Origin of the sequence: Paenibacillus sp. BK033, from assembly GCF_004345425.1 — a bacterium.
In the GTDB taxonomy this organism is placed as follows: domain Bacteria; phylum Bacillota; class Bacilli; order Paenibacillales; family Paenibacillaceae; genus Pristimantibacillus.
In genome coordinates, this window is sequence record NZ_SLVP01000007.1 from 56,868 (window position 1) to 71,328 (window position 14,461).

Annotated in this window: 17 protein-coding genes; 6 read left to right on the plus strand and 11 right to left on the minus strand. The window is 52.6% G+C overall.

Going from position 1 to position 14,461, the window contains the following annotated elements; genetic code table 11:
• The first annotated feature begins 66 nt into the window (after positions 1-66).
• From EV294_RS21285 to EV294_RS21295, 3 genes are all read left to right on the plus strand, one after another.
• Entirely contained in the window at positions 67-987 is a 921-nt protein-coding gene (locus tag EV294_RS21285; RefSeq protein WP_132310472.1) for a helix-turn-helix transcriptional regulator, read from the plus strand.
• 408 nt (positions 988-1,395) lie between these two features.
• Positions 1,396-2,289, plus strand: a complete 894-nt coding sequence (locus EV294_RS21290) for an EamA family transporter (protein ID WP_132310473.1) — start codon at positions 1,396-1,398, stop codon at positions 2,287-2,289.
• A gap of 272 nt (positions 2,290-2,561) precedes the next feature.
• Entirely contained in the window at positions 2,562-3,299 is a 738-nt protein-coding gene (locus EV294_RS21295; protein ID WP_132310475.1) for an alpha/beta hydrolase family protein, read from the plus strand.
• Between the two features lie 13 nt (positions 3,300-3,312).
• Here EV294_RS21295 and EV294_RS21300 read toward each other — a convergent pair whose 3' ends face one another.
• The 3 genes from EV294_RS21300 to EV294_RS21310 are packed head-to-tail and all read right to left on the minus strand — an operon-like array spanning position 3,313 to position 6,051.
• Positions 3,313-3,945: a bifunctional 4-hydroxy-2-oxoglutarate aldolase/2-dehydro-3-deoxy-phosphogluconate aldolase gene (locus tag EV294_RS21300; protein WP_132310477.1), complete on the minus strand. Its 633-nt coding sequence runs from the start codon at positions 3,943-3,945 to the stop codon at positions 3,313-3,315.
• Between the two features lie 14 nt (positions 3,946-3,959).
• Complete coding sequence (mutY, locus tag EV294_RS21305; RefSeq protein WP_132310479.1) at positions 3,960-5,153, minus strand: A/G-specific adenine glycosylase; 1,194 nt, start codon at positions 5,151-5,153, stop codon at positions 3,960-3,962.
• A 4-nt stretch (positions 5,154-5,157) separates the two neighbouring features.
• Positions 5,158-6,051, minus strand: a complete 894-nt coding sequence (locus EV294_RS21310; protein WP_132310481.1) for a helix-turn-helix domain-containing protein — start codon at positions 6,049-6,051, stop codon at positions 5,158-5,160.
• 130 nt (positions 6,052-6,181) lie between these two features.
• Between EV294_RS21310 and EV294_RS21315 the strand changes: the two genes are divergently transcribed.
• The gene (locus tag EV294_RS21315) at positions 6,182-6,523 is read left to right on the plus strand and encodes a c-type cytochrome (RefSeq protein WP_132310483.1); all 342 of its coding nucleotides are present in this window, start codon (positions 6,182-6,184) and stop codon (positions 6,521-6,523) included.
• Between the two features lie 81 nt (positions 6,524-6,604).
• Here EV294_RS21315 and acpS read toward each other — a convergent pair whose 3' ends face one another.
• The 7 genes from acpS to EV294_RS21345 all read right to left on the minus strand — a co-directional run bounded on the left by acpS (position 6,605) and on the right by EV294_RS21345 (position 11,554).
• Entirely contained in the window at positions 6,605-7,000 is a 396-nt protein-coding gene (gene acpS, locus EV294_RS21320) for a holo-ACP synthase (RefSeq protein ID WP_132310485.1), read from the minus strand.
• An 8-nt stretch (positions 7,001-7,008) separates the two neighbouring features.
• Positions 7,009-7,818: an ammonia-dependent NAD(+) synthetase gene (gene nadE, locus EV294_RS21325; protein WP_132310487.1), complete on the minus strand. Its 810-nt coding sequence runs from the start codon at positions 7,816-7,818 to the stop codon at positions 7,009-7,011.
• Between the two features lie 30 nt (positions 7,819-7,848).
• Entirely contained in the window at positions 7,849-8,283 is a 435-nt protein-coding gene (locus EV294_RS21330; RefSeq protein ID WP_127491824.1) for a BrxA/BrxB family bacilliredoxin, read from the minus strand.
• A gap of 81 nt (positions 8,284-8,364) precedes the next feature.
• Positions 8,365-8,742, minus strand: a complete 378-nt coding sequence (locus EV294_RS21335; protein ID WP_132310489.1) for a DUF3905 domain-containing protein — start codon at positions 8,740-8,742, stop codon at positions 8,365-8,367.
• Between the two features lie 10 nt (positions 8,743-8,752).
• The gene (locus tag EV294_RS30920; protein WP_279513598.1) at positions 8,753-8,884 is read right to left on the minus strand and encodes a hypothetical protein; all 132 of its coding nucleotides are present in this window, start codon (positions 8,882-8,884) and stop codon (positions 8,753-8,755) included.
• Positions 8,885-8,966: 82 nt separating this feature from the next.
• Positions 8,967-10,616: an ATP-binding protein gene (locus EV294_RS21340; RefSeq protein WP_243711745.1), complete on the minus strand. Its 1,650-nt coding sequence runs from the start codon at positions 10,614-10,616 to the stop codon at positions 8,967-8,969.
• A 101-nt stretch (positions 10,617-10,717) separates the two neighbouring features.
• Entirely contained in the window at positions 10,718-11,554 is an 837-nt protein-coding gene (locus EV294_RS21345) for an alpha/beta hydrolase (protein WP_132310490.1), read from the minus strand.
• Between the two features lie 116 nt (positions 11,555-11,670).
• On the opposite strand from EV294_RS21345, the gene EV294_RS21350 reads away from it, so the two are divergent.
• A complete protein-coding gene (locus EV294_RS21350) occupies positions 11,671-12,951 on the plus strand; it encodes a BaiN/RdsA family NAD(P)/FAD-dependent oxidoreductase (protein WP_132310492.1) in 1,281 nt (426 codons plus the stop codon).
• A gap of 27 nt (positions 12,952-12,978) precedes the next feature.
• On the opposite strand, the gene EV294_RS21355 is transcribed toward EV294_RS21350, so the two are convergent.
• Positions 12,979-13,371, minus strand: coding sequence for a hypothetical protein (locus tag EV294_RS21355; protein WP_132310493.1), 393 nt, complete (start codon positions 13,369-13,371; stop codon positions 12,979-12,981).
• A 195-nt stretch (positions 13,372-13,566) separates the two neighbouring features.
• Between EV294_RS21355 and EV294_RS21360 the strand changes: the two genes are divergently transcribed.
• Complete coding sequence (locus EV294_RS21360; protein WP_132310495.1) at positions 13,567-14,454, plus strand: helix-turn-helix domain-containing protein; 888 nt, start codon at positions 13,567-13,569, stop codon at positions 14,452-14,454.
• Positions 14,455-14,461: the final 7 nt, after the last annotated feature.

A 14,461-nucleotide genomic window follows, 5' to 3' on the forward strand; every position in this document is an offset into this window, starting at 1 on the left:
ATAGACAAAACCGATCCCCGTGCACTACGATCTTAACAGCGCAATACTAGGAGGCGGTGATTGTTTTTGAAGCTGGAAAGATTGATCTCGATCATCTATATGCTGCTTAATCACGAAGTGGTGTCCGCATCGGAATTGTCTTGCAAATACGGCGTTTCGCAGAGAACCATCTACAGGGACATCGAGGCGATCTGCGCGGCAGGCATTCCCGTTGTTTCTTATCAAGGCGTTAACGGCGGATACGGCATTATGAAGGAATACAAGATGGACAAAAGCCTGCTCAGCTCCGATGATATCGCCTCTCTAATTACTCTTCTCAAAAGCACGACTACCGTATTCGAGGATGAGCGGGCGCAGGAAACGATTCAGCGGCTGAAGACCGTTCAGGCCGATAACGGCAGAGCCCCAAGCCTGACGATGGATCTTGGCAACTGGAGATCGTATACGACTCATCTTCGCACGCTCCACTCCGCCATTAACGGCCGCCAGCTCGTCGTGTTCCATTACATGAACGCAAAGAACGAACGACAGAACCGCGTCGTCGAGCCAGTTAGTCTTCTGCTCAAATACGACTCCTGGTATTTGTATGGCTACTGCCGCTCCAGGGACGACTATCGGGTGTTCAAGCTGACCAGAATGTCGGATCTATTGGCCTTGCCGGAATGCTTCGAGCGGGAGCATAACATCCATACCGAGGATATTCTCTCCGGCGGCGGCCATCAGGAGCAGGAGCAGACCAAGCATGCCGTCATTCATTTTGCGGCCGGGTCGCTTGCAAGGGTGCTGGATGAATTTTATTTGGACGAGAAGCGGTTTAACGAAGACGGCTCTCTTACGCTAACGATTGTTCAGGCGATTGACACGGACTGGCTGATCGAGAAGCTGCTTGGCTTTGGAGAAGACGCCCTCGTACTCGAGCCGCCTGCGCTCAGGCAACGGATTAAGGACAAAATTGGAAAAATGTTAAACCGTTACGAAGAAGTGTGACAGGATGCTGTCATACTTCTTTTTTTATAATGGAAACATTCGTTCGATCAACTTAATCGTAAAGGGACGTGAATGAGTTGTTAGACCATCCTTTTTTCTTTGAAGAGCAGATGAGGCACAGAAGCTGGGAGCTTAAACAAATCGACAAGCATGGTTGGAAGTATGCGCATATGAACCGGAAAAAGCCGCGTCGGCCTCTGCTCCTTGTGCTGCGAGTCTTCGGAATAATTAAACATTGACAATGCTCCGGATCTGTTCTTATACTTGTAACCGAAACGTCAATACTAAAACTCATTGGGGAAGCTGTGGACTTTTCTGGAGAGCAATCTCTATTTTCGCCACACAAAGACCGTACTGCCGGTACGCGTCGTTTGTGTGGTTTTTTGCGTTCAAAAAAGGAGGATTTTCATGAAATTATGGCACTACGCATTAATCGTAAGTTTGGGAGGCTGCTGTTACGGGGTCTTGTCCACCTTCGTCAAACTGGCGTATGCGGCGGGATTTTCCGTCTCCGCGGTAACCGGCGGGCAGTATCTTTTCGGGGCTGTGCTAAGCTGGCTCATTGTTCTGCTCGTTAACAAGAAAGCGCCAACCCGCACGCAATCCTTGAAGCTCCTATTATCCGGAATACCGTTTGGCTTAACGGGCGTTTTTTACTATCAAGCGCTGCAGACGCTTAATGCCTCGCTCGCTATCGTCCTATTATTTCAATTCGTTTGGATTGGCACGTTACTGGAGTGGCTGCTGCTTAAGAAAAAGCCGTCCAGAAACAAACTGATGTCCATTGCGCTCACGCTGACCGGTTCCGTCCTGGCTGCCAATATTCTGTTTCAGGGGAGCGTGCCGCTATCGTGGACGGGATGCCTGTGGGGATTGCTTGCCGCTCTGACCTTCTCTACCTTTGTGTTTCTGAGCAGCACGGTCGAGAGATCAACGCCTCCCCTGTTAAAAAGCGCGCTTCTTTCCACGGGTGGCCTGATCACGATATTTATCGTATTCCCGCCGACCTTTTTATTCGATTGGGATGTGGTAACGGGTCTGCTCCCTTACGGATTGGCGCTAGGCGTATTCGGAGTCGTTCTTCCGCCCCTACTGTTTTCGATCGGCATGCCGCATGTCGGTTCGGGGTTAGGAACGATTCTGACCGCATCCGAGCTGCCGATTGTCGTTATCCTATCTTCTTTCGTGCTCGCGGAACCCATAAGCTTGCCGCAGTGGATTGGCGTTATCGTTATATTAGGCGGGATTGCCAGCAGCAACCTCCGGTTTAGGAAATCAAGCCAGTCGTCCTTTGCCGCATAGAAGATGAAAGAACTATGTTTCCGAATGAAAGAATTCTATTTTTTCCAGCCCCTGTCTGAGTAAATGCTCATAGAGTCACCGCATTGTAATGTTCTTGTAACACTGTACTCAGATTCCTTTCATTTACACAATCTATACTAATAGACATGACCCCCCTTTATTATATTTCTCTCTTGCAGCCTGCGGCCCCGTGCCGCAGGCACTTTGTTTTTCCAGGGAGAGCATGGTAGTCTAATGAGGTGAGCTTACATAAGAACGGGGGCAGTAAAAGAATGAGCGGCACTAATCATAAAGTAGTCAGTCTTGCCGGCGTCACCTGTCTGCAGGTTGATCCAATCGGGCAATCAGGCGGAACCGTCATTTTATATCACGGATGGGGCTCCACGCAGGAAAGCTACTTATTTTTCGCATCCATCGTTTCGGGCTGGGGCTATACGGTTATCGTTCCTGAGCTCCTCCATCACGGATATCGAGGCCATTTGAATTACGCGGACCCCGCCGTGCTCGAACAGACCTTCCTCGAAATTGTTCTGCAAGGCTCCAAGGAGGCCGTCGAGATGGCCGAACAGCTTGGCGGTATAAGGAGCGGCAAAATCGGCATTATCGGTCATTCGGCGGGAGGCTTCGTAGCAGCGGGAGCCTTCGCGAAAAATACGGAGGTTGCCGCAGCCGTCGTGATTAACGGCTCCTGCGCGTGGACGGAATTTTATGAAGCGTATTTGAAATACGCCGGAAGGCCGGCCTTAAGCGAAGAAGAACATGCCGCTCTCTCGGAGCATGATCCAATCACTTTATTAAATTTCGAGGATGAAAGAGGATTATTGCTGCTGCACGGAAAAGAGGATACGACGGTACCGATTCACAGCCAGCGTTATTTCATGGATAAAAAGGCCTGCGCCGCTCCCGAGCGTTTACGTATGGTTGAATACAGCGGAGTCAACCATCAGATCACGCTCAAGATGCTGGAGCAGGCCAAGCTATGGCTGGACAGCCATCTTCGGGCAAACTAATACTCTGCGGAGATTACAGCTTGCTTACGGCTTCAACAAACTGGCGCGCGCGGCCCGTTATCAGATCGAATCGGCCCTCGCGCACCCAGTCCAGATTAAGCAGCTTGCCACCCATTCCGACGGCGTTGGCACCCGCGGCAAAATAATCGGCGATATTATGAAGGTCTACGCCGCCGGTCGCCATAATCGGGATGGAATCAAGCGGTCCGCGTATTTCCGATAAGTACTTGGTGCCAAGCGTCCCCATCGGGAACAGCTTCACCGCTTCGGCTCCGGCCTTCCAGGCTTTTACGATTTCCGTCGGGGTCATGACGCCCGGCCATACCGAAACTCCTCTTTCCCGTCCGTAGGCGACGACATCTTCATCGAGATTCGGCGAGATCAGGAACTCCGCGCCTGCGGCCACGGCAGTCTTCGCCATCTCTACGTCAAGCACGGTACCCGCCCCTACCGAAGCTTGTCCGTCAAAGCGGCTGCGCCAGCGCTCGATCATTACGGCCGCGCCAGGTGTGTTCATCGTAATTTCCATCAGACGAATGCCGCCGTCAATCATCGCTTGTCCGGCAGCGTCCGCTTGATGGTCCTCAATGCCTCTCAAAATCGCGACAATCTTGTGCTCAAGCAGCAAATCCAGCATCTTGCTCATCTCAACCGTCCCCTTTACGTCCAATATTCCCGCAATATGCGAATGAATAAATTCGGAAAAGCCAATGTGTCCATATCTTCAGGACCAATCCATCGGTATTCTCTCTGCATGCCGCCAGCTTCGTAAGCGGCCGCAGACTCCGCAGCCAGGCTTGCGCCAATTGCTTCGGCAGTTCCCGCATGCGTCCCAAGGTCGGCCAGATAAATTCTCATTTTCCAATGAATATGGCTGAATACATGATCCGCATCCATAAACCAGCGCTCCGGACGGATCAGGAGACCTGTCTCTTCTTCCATCGACCGGGTCAGCCACTCGCCCGCAGCCGCCGTACTGCCGTCGGTCTCCCCAGCGGCATCAATGATCTTCTCGTGCTCCTTGGGTACGAGCAAATGAGGAAGCTCCCACATCTTGGCAAGCAATCCGGTCTCCGGACGCTGGCGCACCAGAATCTTGCCTTCATTCGCGCCCGTACCGGCGATAATCGCGGCAACGCGCTTCTCCGGACGAGGCGGCTTCGCCTTCGTCTTCATCGGCAGCTCCGTCTCGCGGCCGGCAAGACGGGCTTCGCAATGCTCCATTACCGGACATGGCAGGCAGCTTGGCGACTTTGGCGTACAGACAAGCGCTCCAAGCTCCATCAATGCCTGGTTGAAATCCCCGGCAGCCCCTTCCGGAATGAGGGATACCGCAAGCTTTTCAATGCCGACGCGCGTCGCAGGCTTCGCAATATCGTCCTCGAGGCAGAAGTACCTCGACAGAACCCGCATGACGTTGCCGTCTACGGCAGGCTCCGGACGGTTAAAGGCGATGCTCATAATCGCCCCGGTGGTATAAGGGCCAACGCCTTTAAGGCCCGCCACCGCCGCTTTGTCATCCGGCACTGCACCGCCGTACCGTTCGACGACTTCGCGTGCTCCAGCCTGCAAATTACGGGCGCGCGAATAATAACCGAGTCCTTCCCAGCACTTCAGCACTTCCGGCTCCGGCGCTTCGGCAAGCGCGCGTACCGTAGGGAATTTATTCATAAACCGCTCGTAGTACGGAATAACCGTGTCCACCCGGGTCTGCTGCAGCATGATTTCCGATACCCATACGCGGTATGGATCCTGATTCATCCGCCATGGCAGGTCCCGCTTGATTCTCCGGTACCAGGCAAGCAGCTCGCGGCTGAAGTAAGCCTTTGCCTCTTCCTTATTAATCGCTTCCATTTGTCTAGTCTTTCACCTCTTTGTGTTCGGCCGTCCCCAGAGCCTTCGGAAGCTCCAGCCGCATAAACCGGCGATACTGCTTTGGCGTTATTCCGGTATGCCGCTTAAGCAGCCTCGGCAAATAATGATTCAGCATCCCTACCTTGCCGGCAATTTCGGAAATCGGCAGATCCGTCTCCTTCAGCAGCTTTTTGGCCAGCTCAAGGCGCCGCTCGGTTACATATTGAATCGGCGAGCAGCCCATTATCGATTTGAAGGAGGTAATCAAATAATTGGGGTGAAGATAAGCGACCTTGGCCAAATCCTCGATTTGAATGTTATGATGCAAGTTTTGCTCGATATAGGCAAGAACATCATCCCATTTTTCTTTTCCAACCTCATTGCTTATAAAATAAGCATCATTCAAATCTTTCCAAGAGCTGTGATCCAGCAGATAGGCCAGCAGCTCAAGAATGCCGGAATGCAGCCTAAGGTTGGACGAAACTGTCTGGAACTCCTGGGCCTTTATCATTTTTTGCATAATGTCAACTACATACTGCGCGTCCTGAATATCAACCGATGATGAGAACGGAAGCTTTGGCAGCTTCATAAACTTCAGATCCTCCACATTGCGCACGCGGAAGTGGCACCAATAGGCCTTTATCTTTTGCTTAATAGCAATAGTATAGCTGACTTTCTGCTTTGGGCGAAGCATATATATTCTGCCCGGCACGAGATCGTAGATTATTCCCTTTGTCTCGAGTACGGCATGTCCTTCCACCAAATAGAACATTCGGTAATAATCGATTTCATCGTTGTTGTTTAACCAGCCGGCTTCCCTCTCCGAATAAGCAGCCATAATGACGTCGATCCTCAAGTGATCGAATTGTCTCTGTAATATCTGTAATCTCGTGTCCATGACTACCTCTGTTGTCTGGTATTCGTAAATTATTTACTTTATTATATAAGCAATAACGTTAAAATCATATTGGAAGTTCTATCATTATGTTGGATTTATTATAGTCCAGTTACAAGAAAGAAGGGAAAACATGCTAGCAAAGGGATTGATTGTATCCTCCGTTCTCGCCGTGCTTCTCGCTGCCTGCGGCAGCGGCGGTTCCGGTTCCGGCTCGGCGATCTCAACCAGCCATATGGATGCTCCCGGGAAGGCCGGAGCTGTATATAAAGCGAACTGCGTCAGCTGTCACGGCTCCGATCTGCAGGGGCGGATGGGAGCGCAAACAAACCTTCAACAGGTAGGGGCGCGAATGACGGAAACCGAGATTGCCGAGCAGATCAAGCATGGCGGATCCTCGATGCCGCCTTTCGAGGAACGTCTGACGAACGAGCAGATTGCCGAGCTTGCGGCCTGGCTGGCAGGCAAGAAATAAGGAACAAATCATCAGACGAAAAGGCTGATCCGATATTCAGCTTAAGCAGCCGCCTACCGATCAGCCTTTTCTATTAGTACTCTATTCCGTCTGTTCCACAATCGCCACCGCGGACGCAATCGAGCGGTCATGGGTAATCGTAATATGAATGCGATGCCTCTCCGGCATCCGTCCAAGTCTCTCCCAGGCACCGCTGGATAGCGTGCATTCCGGCTTCCCTTCGGGTCCGCGCAAAATATCGATGTCGGAGAATCCGACCTTGGCTCCGATTCCGCAGCCCAAAGCCTTCACTACGGCTTCCTTCGCCGCAAATCTCCCCGCCGTAAATTGCGCAAGACGCTTGCCCTCATAGCAGAATGCCAGATCCCGCTCCCGACTCGTCAATATCCGGTCCAGGAACCGGGCTCCCGCCCTGCCCGCAAGCAGCGCCTCCACCCGGTCCATATCCGTCACATCATGTCCGATCCCCGCTATCATCGCTTGTATCAGATCCCGGGAATCGGGGAGCGTTTATGCTCGGTACGCAAGTATTGCTTCTCAAGCTTCGCTTTCGCTTCGGTTCCGATTTCTTTGCCTTCGAGATAAGCGCTGTTCTCGTCGTACAGAATGCCAAGCTCCGATTCGTCGGTCTGCCCTTCCCAAAGTCCGGCGGTTGGCGCTTTGTCCAGAATGCTCTGAGGCACGCCAAGCACGCTGGCAAGCTGGCGAACCTGACGCTTGTTAAGCGAGCTGAGCGGAGTGATATCAACCGCGCCATCCCCCCACTTCGTGAAAAAGCCGGTGATTGCTTCGGATGCATGGTCCGTTCCAACGACAAGCAGATTGAGATCGAAAGCAAGCGCGTATTGGACAACCATGCGCGTTCTTGCTTTTACATTCCCTTTGCCGCCGCGGCTCAGATGACGGTGAATCCCGATCGATTTAAGAGCGTGCTCGGTCTCCAGCGCGATTTCATCCACCGCTTCGCCGATATTCGTCTCCACCTTATACTTCAGCTGGAACGCTTCCGCCGTCGCATAGCTGTCCTCAATATCGGATTGCTCCCCGTAAGGCTGAAATACGCCAAGCGTCATATACTCCCGGCCGGTCTCGGCAGACAATTCGTCCGTTGCCATCTTGCAGAGGCCAGTCGTAACCGCGCTGTCGATCCCGCCGCTGATCGCAATCAAGAGGCCCGTTGTCCCCGACTTCTTCACATACTCCTTCAAGAAGTCGACGCGTTTACGGATCTCGGCAGCAGGATCTATCTCCGGCTGTACGCCGAAGCGCTCGATTATTTCCTGTTGTAAACTCATAGCCCAGGCTCCCCCTACTCCACCTGCCGATTAACGGCAGTAACGGTCAAATGCTTCAGTCAGATCAGCCGCGATTTCGGCAGCCGAACGGTTCTCGATTTGATGGCGTTCGATGAAATGCACCAGCTCGCCGTCTTTCATCAAAGCGATGGAAGGAGAAGACGGCGGATACGGAGCAAAGTACTCGCGGGCCTTCGCCGTCGCTTCTTTATCTTGACCGGCAAACACGGTGTACAGGTGATCCGGCGTAATATCATGCTGCAGCGCTTCCGCTACGCCCGGGCGGCATTGACCGGCCGCACAGCCGCATACCGAGTTAACAACGACAAGCGTTGTTCCTTTTGCATCCGGAATCGCGTCGGCAACTTCCTCAGGAGTGCGAAGCTCTTTGATCCCGATCCGGGTCAAGTCGTCACGCATAGGTTGAACCATATCCAGCATATATCTCTCAAATGACATCGACATTTGAAACACTCTCCTTTGTAATAACCTAAATTTAGTTCCTATTATACCGCCCGCTATGAAAATAAAGCAACCGGAGCAATGTCACTCCGGTTGCTTTTGCGGCGCTTCCGCCGAGTCTGGAACAGGTACTCCTGCCCGGTAAGCGCTGTTTTTGTCCTGATGCATGAATATCCCCGCCCGAGGAGCGATCCCCCGTTCGAAATAGTCCCGATTCTCGGCGGTTTGGAAGCCGATATCCTTATAGGGATGGACCCACTCGTCGCCGGCCATAACGGCCGGGTCCGTCTCGGTGCTCCATTCATTAAGCGGCGAATTCGGCGAATCGTAATCATGATCCCCGATCACTACGCCATGCTTGTTAACAAACGGCTCGCGCGGCCCTCTTCCCTCTCGGAATTCGGGAAGGAAGGAGATTTCGAACGGATCAAGCGACGGATCGTCCTCTTTGCCGTTATCCATCGCTAGCTCCTTAGATGGAAGGGCGGTTCGGCCCGTCCAGCTTCTTGTCGTAACCGGCTTCGCCAGGAGCGGCTGCCCCGGCCTTATTTTTTCTCTCTTGCTCGGTTTGCTCAAGCGAGTTGCCGTTTTTATTTTTCGCCATCGTAGTCGTCCTCCCGTATAAAACTGAATGTGCTGACTACGATAGTATGCGCGGCGGGCGCAAGCTTTATGTTCCATCTTCCTCAGGCTGACTGCCTGAAAAACGAGACGATAAACGTTGTCCCGACGCCCTGCTCCGATTCGACGTCTATTCGGCCGTTATGGCGCTCGGCAATGCTCACGCAAAGGGGGAGCCCTAGGCCCGTTCCTTGCGTCTTGGTCGTAAAGAACGGATCAAAGATGCGCTGCTTCTGCTCTTCGGAGATGCCGACACCCTGGTCCTGAATGCGAAGGACGATCTCTTCCTTGTCTTCTATGTAAGCCGTATGGATGGACAAGCGGCCTTTCTCGCTCATCGCCTCCATTCCGTTGCGCGCCAGATTGAGGAGCAGCTGCTTGATCTCCTTCTCGTTGAGTAGAATGGAGGGAATGAACTCGCATAACTCCACTTCGATGGTCTGGCCCCGCAGATTAGCGTCCGCATTTAATAACGGAATCATTTCCCGGATAATATCATGCAACGAACCTGCCTCCATCGTTAACGCCCGGTTCTGGGCCAAGGACAGGAAATCGCTTATGATGGTATTCGCCCGGTCGAGCTCGTCCATCACAATGCCGTAATAGGCTTGTTGGCTTTCCGGGCTCCGCTCCCGCATGAGCTGCACGAAGCCCCGGATAACCGCCATCGGATTGCGGATCTCATGGGTAATGCTCGCCGCCATCTGCCCAATCAGGCTGAGGCGCTCCATTCTGCCAACCTCGCTTCGCAGCAGGGCCAGCTCGGTTATATCATGCGCCGTCAGAACCGCCCCCGTAACGGAATCCGTTTGAAGGTTGCGAATGCAGAAGGCGGTCTTGAGTAGCGTACGGCCGTTCTCCACCTGCGGATACTCCTGGACAAGACCTTGCCCGTTAAGAGCTTCGCGCAGCAGCTTCGCATTGGAGTCCTCCAGCCCGTTATCAAAAAATTCGTAAAAATATTGGCCGACGATATTTTGTCCGCCCGCGAGCATCTGAACCCCCATCTCGTTCAGATGAGTGATTTTTCCGTATTGGTTGACCAGAACAACCGCAATCTTCGTCTGATCGATAAACTGCTCAAGCTTCTCCACTTCCTGCCGGTAGCTCTGCGACACCCGCTTCACGTCATAATGCAGCTGGGTGTTTTCTTTGAACGTCTCTACCGTATAGACCGATATCCACGAAGATACGACCGTCATCGCGATAGTAAGAAGCGCGAGCAGCACAAATTGGAGATTAACCGGCATACCGGTCGTTACGACAGCCACGGTAAAGGACAGAACGACGAATGCGCACATCCCGGCGATGAGCCGCATGACGATTCTGATCTTGCGCTGCCGGTCCGAACGCTGGAACGCCCTTATAATGGACGGCATAAAGACAAGATAAACAAGCATAAAGGTTACGAATACAACCGTCTCCCCCATGCTGTCGAGAGATTGGAACCGAAGCGCCGCATATACGCCGCTCAGCAGCAATAGAAAGTATGGTCCGCCGTATAAAGAACCGATTAACAAAGGCATAAGCCGGAAATTAAGTTCGCAGCCGTAGTAGTCCTTCGTAAACAACATGCACAATGCCATCGAAATACAGCTGGACAGCCCTATGATAACGGGAATTCTCCGCCAATGACGGCTCGAATTATGCCATAACTGAAAGGCAAAGGCAGGTACTAGCGTAATAAAGAATTGTAACAGCAATTCTTTCAACACGAACGATCAGTCTCCCCAACGAAAACACGTCATGTTATGAAATATACCCCTGACTTCACCTATTCACCTGATAGTCCGATTAAATCACAACTCTCATTATTTTACAATCGCCTCCCCAGCCAATTGGTAATAATATTTAACAAATGAACCGCAAACAGATCGTTATGCAGTTCATGGTATCCGCCCTCGTATTTAACGAATTTGCAGCTGTCGCCGAGGCGCTCCGCAACCTCCTTGCTCGCCTCAAACGAGGTCACTTTATCTCCTGTCCCGTGCGCCAGCAGCACCGGAACACGAAGCGCGTTACTGTGCGCGATAGCCCATTCGCCCGCATCCGTCATAATGTGAAACGTCCTGATGGTGATGGAGCTATGGCATAAAGGGTCCCCGAGGAACGTAACCGCTTGATCATAGCCGGGGCGGTACAGATCATCGGGGCTAATCCCCGTGGAGAGCGAAAGCTTGGGGACAAAACGCACAAGCAGCCTGGCCACAGCCTTCATTACGGCATTTGGTCCTTTCGCCAGGCGAAGCCACGGACTGCTCAGAACGAGTCCTTCTATTGCAGGCTGAAGGCGAAGCGCGGCATTGAGGGCTACATTGCCGCCCATGCTATGGCCGTAAAGAAAGCATGGAAGCTGCGGGTGCCGGGCTTTAGCCTGATCTAGCAGCAGACCCGTGTTATGAACCGCGGTTTCCATGGAAGCAAGATGCCCGCGTTTCCCCGGGGAACGGCCATGCCCCTCCTGGTCATGGGCAAGCACGGCGTAGCCTTCGGTTGTCAGCCGCTCCGCAACCGCGGAATACCGTTCCCCATGCTCTCCCATGCCGTGTACAATGCAAACCGCCGCCTTTGGCTCCCGGTTATCGGGAAGCCACTCTCTCGCGTAAATTTCGTTTCCGTTTGCCCCGCTGTACCGCCAATCCGTCCGCTGCATCCGTTGTTCGCTCCTTTACCGGTTTAAAGTTGTCATCATTATATTTCATTAAACAAGAAAAAGAATGTTACAATACGTAATAGAAGAAAACGTATGAGTCAGGAGCCATGTAAACGATGTTTGATGTCATTATTATCGGCGGCGGGCCGTCCGGATTGATGGCCGCCGTGGCCGCCAGCGGCGCCGGCGCGTCTACCCTTCTTATTGATAAAGGGGACAAGCTTGGACGCAAGCTTGGCATTTCCGGCGGAGGCCGCTGCAACGTAACCAACGCGAATGAAATGGATGAACTGATCCGCAATATCCCGGGTAACGGGCGGTTTTTGTTCAGCGCTCTTAATCAATTCGGCAACCGGGAGATCATTGCCTTCTTTGAAGGGATGGGCATAGCCTTGAAGGAAGAGGACCGCGGACGGATGTTCCCGGTATCGGACAAGGCGAAGACGGTAGTAGAAGCTCTGATCCGGAAGGTGAAGGAGCAGGGCGTCGAGATCCGCACGAACATGCCGGTGAAGGAAGTGCTGTACGAGAACGGTGCTGTTGCGGGGATTAGACTCGCATCCAACGAAATGATCCATGCCAAGTCCGTCATTGTCGCTACCGGCGGAAAATCCGTTCCTCATACGGGTTCAACGGGCGACGGTTATCCTTGGGCCAAAAAAGCCGGTCATACGATTACCGAGCTATACCCGACGGAGGTGCCGCTCACCTCGGCAGAGCCGTGGATACGCACTAAGGAGCTGCAAGGCCTGTCCCTCCGCGACGTTACGCTGACCGTATGGAATGCCAAGAACAAAAAGCTTGTCTCCCACGAGGGCGATATGATTTTCACGCATTTCGGCTTATCCGGCCCTGCGGCGCTGCGCTGCAGCCAATTTGTCGTTAAGGAGCTGAGGAAAGCTTCCGAAAGCGAAGGCGGCAGACAGACGGTTCTCGTTACCATCGATCTGCTTCCGAACCGCTCGGAGGCCGAAATCTTTGACGAGACGCTGAAGCTTGCCAAGCTTGATCCGAAAAAGGCGGTTAAAAACGTGCTGCGCGGCTATGTGCAGGAAAGATTGCTGGAGCTGCTGCTCCGCCAATGCGAAATTAACGGAGATATCACGTACGACAATATCCCGAAGGAACCATGGCGCGAGCTGGCCAAACGGATAAAGCAATTCCCTGTTTCGGTTAACGGAACGTTGTCGATCGAAGAGGCTTTTGTGACCGGCGGAGGGGTGCATCTGAAAGAGATCGATCCGAAGACGATGCAGTCGAAGCTCGCCAAAGGGCTTTACTTCTGCGGGGAAGTTCTCGATATTCACGGTTATACCGGGGGCTATAATATTACGGCCGCATTCACTACGGGCCACAGCGCGGGAACAAGCGCGGCATCGGCTGCTTTAAGCAGCTGACGCCGCGCTTTTCCTTTTTCGCCCGTATTACGTGTGCACATCCCCCGAGAAATGGCTGTACTCGCCGGGATCCGGCAAAAACTCGTTCCGCGTATCCGCGTCGTCGTCCCGGTTGTGCAGGTCCGTTGCTTCCTCCGCCCCAATCCAATCCTCGTTCACGATATGCGCCGGAATAGTTATCGCATTCAGGGAATACGCCGTGTCGGTAACTGCCTCGTTCTGAATCGCCGATTGGTCCACCAGCCGGCCTCCATGAGACATGGCGATTTCCAGCGCCGAGGTCAGGTCGCTCCCGTCCACATGGATGTGCAGGCGGTTCCCCTCATGCATTAACGGCTCGTATCCCAGCTCCTGCAGAGTATCCCGCGCAAGCGCGGCGCTAAAGGAGTCAGCGAAATCAAATAAAATAGCCGAGCTCATTCATCTCATCTCCTTCGATAGGCTTCCAATATATTAAGATTCCCTAACATTCCCCACTTTTATGAATGAAAGGTGTTGTCATTTCAACAAAACTTTATATAATTTAAGTTATACTCTTATGCGTCAGGTTTATTAACACAATGAGTCATATTATAACAAGATTCACATAATAACTTCCAGGAAGGTGACAAACCAATGGAGAATGTATTTTATTTATTAGCTGATCCGATGTTTATCGTCGAACTTGAGCATAATCGATGGTATATACGTGATATTAATTATGCCTTTACCAAGCTGACCGGATATAAAAAGACAGAGTTGATGGACGCCGACCCCGACGGGCTGTTAAGAAGAGGCTTTAGCTTTGGCGGGCTAATGACCCAGCTCAGCGATGATCACGAGCAGTCGCTCGAGCAGGAGCTGATCTCCAAATCCACCGCTTCCATTCCCGTTCGGTTCTCCAGCCGCCGGCTGCCATCCAGCGAACAGACCTGCTTCATTATGATCTGCAAGGACTTGTCGGAGGAGAGATATATCGAAGAATACGCGATGGACAATCAAGTACTGATGAGCATCGGGGTATCCGAGCAGCTCCGCATTACAAACGCAACCCGGTATTACTCGCCCTTCAAGCCAATTAACCTTGTGAACCACTCCATATTCGACCATGTCGCGGAAGAAAGCCGCAAACCGCTTCGCCGCATCCTGGAATACGCGCGTACTCACGGAACAACCGAGCAGACTGATGTGAGGCTGTATTTCGGCGATCAGCTCCGGATGACAACCGTAGTCGTCAAGCCCTTCTTCCACGGAAACAAAGAGTTCAAGGGTTATGTCGTCCTGCTGACCGGCATGCTTCAGCCGGCTCGCGAGGAGGATGCCGCCTACAAGCTCCGCATGCTGATGCTGAGCAAAAATATCACCGCTACTTCCCTGGCACAATCAACCTTGATTTCGCTTACGACCATCTCCAAAATCCGCAACGGAAAAATAAAAAAGCCCCAGCGCCTTACGGCCGAATTGATAGCCGGAGAGCTGGGGGTAAAGCCGGAATCGATATGGAGCGGCTTTAAGCGTTATTAGACGTTTG

Bases quoted from the DNA above. Each gene is read 5' to 3' on its own strand.
- EV294_RS21290 (WP_132310473.1), top strand. From the start codon at position 1,396: ATGAAATTATGGCACTACGCATTAATCGTAAGTTTGGGAGGCTGCTGT.
- EV294_RS21295 (WP_132310475.1), top strand. From the start codon at position 2,562: ATGAGCGGCACTAATCATAAAGTAGTCAGTCTTGCCGGCGTCACCTGT.
- EV294_RS21300 (WP_132310477.1), bottom strand. From the start codon at position 3,945: ATGAGCAAGATGCTGGATTTGCTGCTTGAGCACAAGATTGTCGCGATT.
- mutY (WP_132310479.1), bottom strand. From the start codon at position 5,153: ATGGAAGCGATTAATAAGGAAGAGGCAAAGGCTTACTTCAGCCGCGAG.
- EV294_RS21310 (WP_132310481.1), bottom strand. From the start codon at position 6,051: ATGGACACGAGATTACAGATATTACAGAGACAATTCGATCACTTGAGG.
- EV294_RS21315 (WP_132310483.1), top strand. From the start codon at position 6,182: ATGCTAGCAAAGGGATTGATTGTATCCTCCGTTCTCGCCGTGCTTCTC.
- acpS (WP_132310485.1), bottom strand. From the start codon at position 7,000: ATGATAGCGGGGATCGGACATGATGTGACGGATATGGACCGGGTGGAG.
- nadE (WP_132310487.1), bottom strand. From the start codon at position 7,818: ATGAGTTTACAACAGGAAATAATCGAGCGCTTCGGCGTACAGCCGGAG.
- EV294_RS21330 (WP_127491824.1), bottom strand. From the start codon at position 8,283: ATGTCGATGTCATTTGAGAGATATATGCTGGATATGGTTCAACCTATG.
- EV294_RS21335 (WP_132310489.1), bottom strand. From the start codon at position 8,742: ATGGATAACGGCAAAGAGGACGATCCGTCGCTTGATCCGTTCGAAATC.
- EV294_RS30920 (WP_279513598.1), bottom strand. From the start codon at position 8,884: ATGGCGAAAAATAAAAACGGCAACTCGCTTGAGCAAACCGAGCAAGAG.
- EV294_RS21345 (WP_132310490.1), bottom strand. From the start codon at position 11,554: ATGCAGCGGACGGATTGGCGGTACAGCGGGGCAAACGGAAACGAAATT.
- EV294_RS21350 (WP_132310492.1), top strand. From the start codon at position 11,671: ATGTTTGATGTCATTATTATCGGCGGCGGGCCGTCCGGATTGATGGCC.
- EV294_RS21355 (WP_132310493.1), bottom strand. From the start codon at position 13,371: ATGAGCTCGGCTATTTTATTTGATTTCGCTGACTCCTTTAGCGCCGCG.
- EV294_RS21360 (WP_132310495.1), top strand. From the start codon at position 13,567: ATGGAGAATGTATTTTATTTATTAGCTGATCCGATGTTTATCGTCGAA.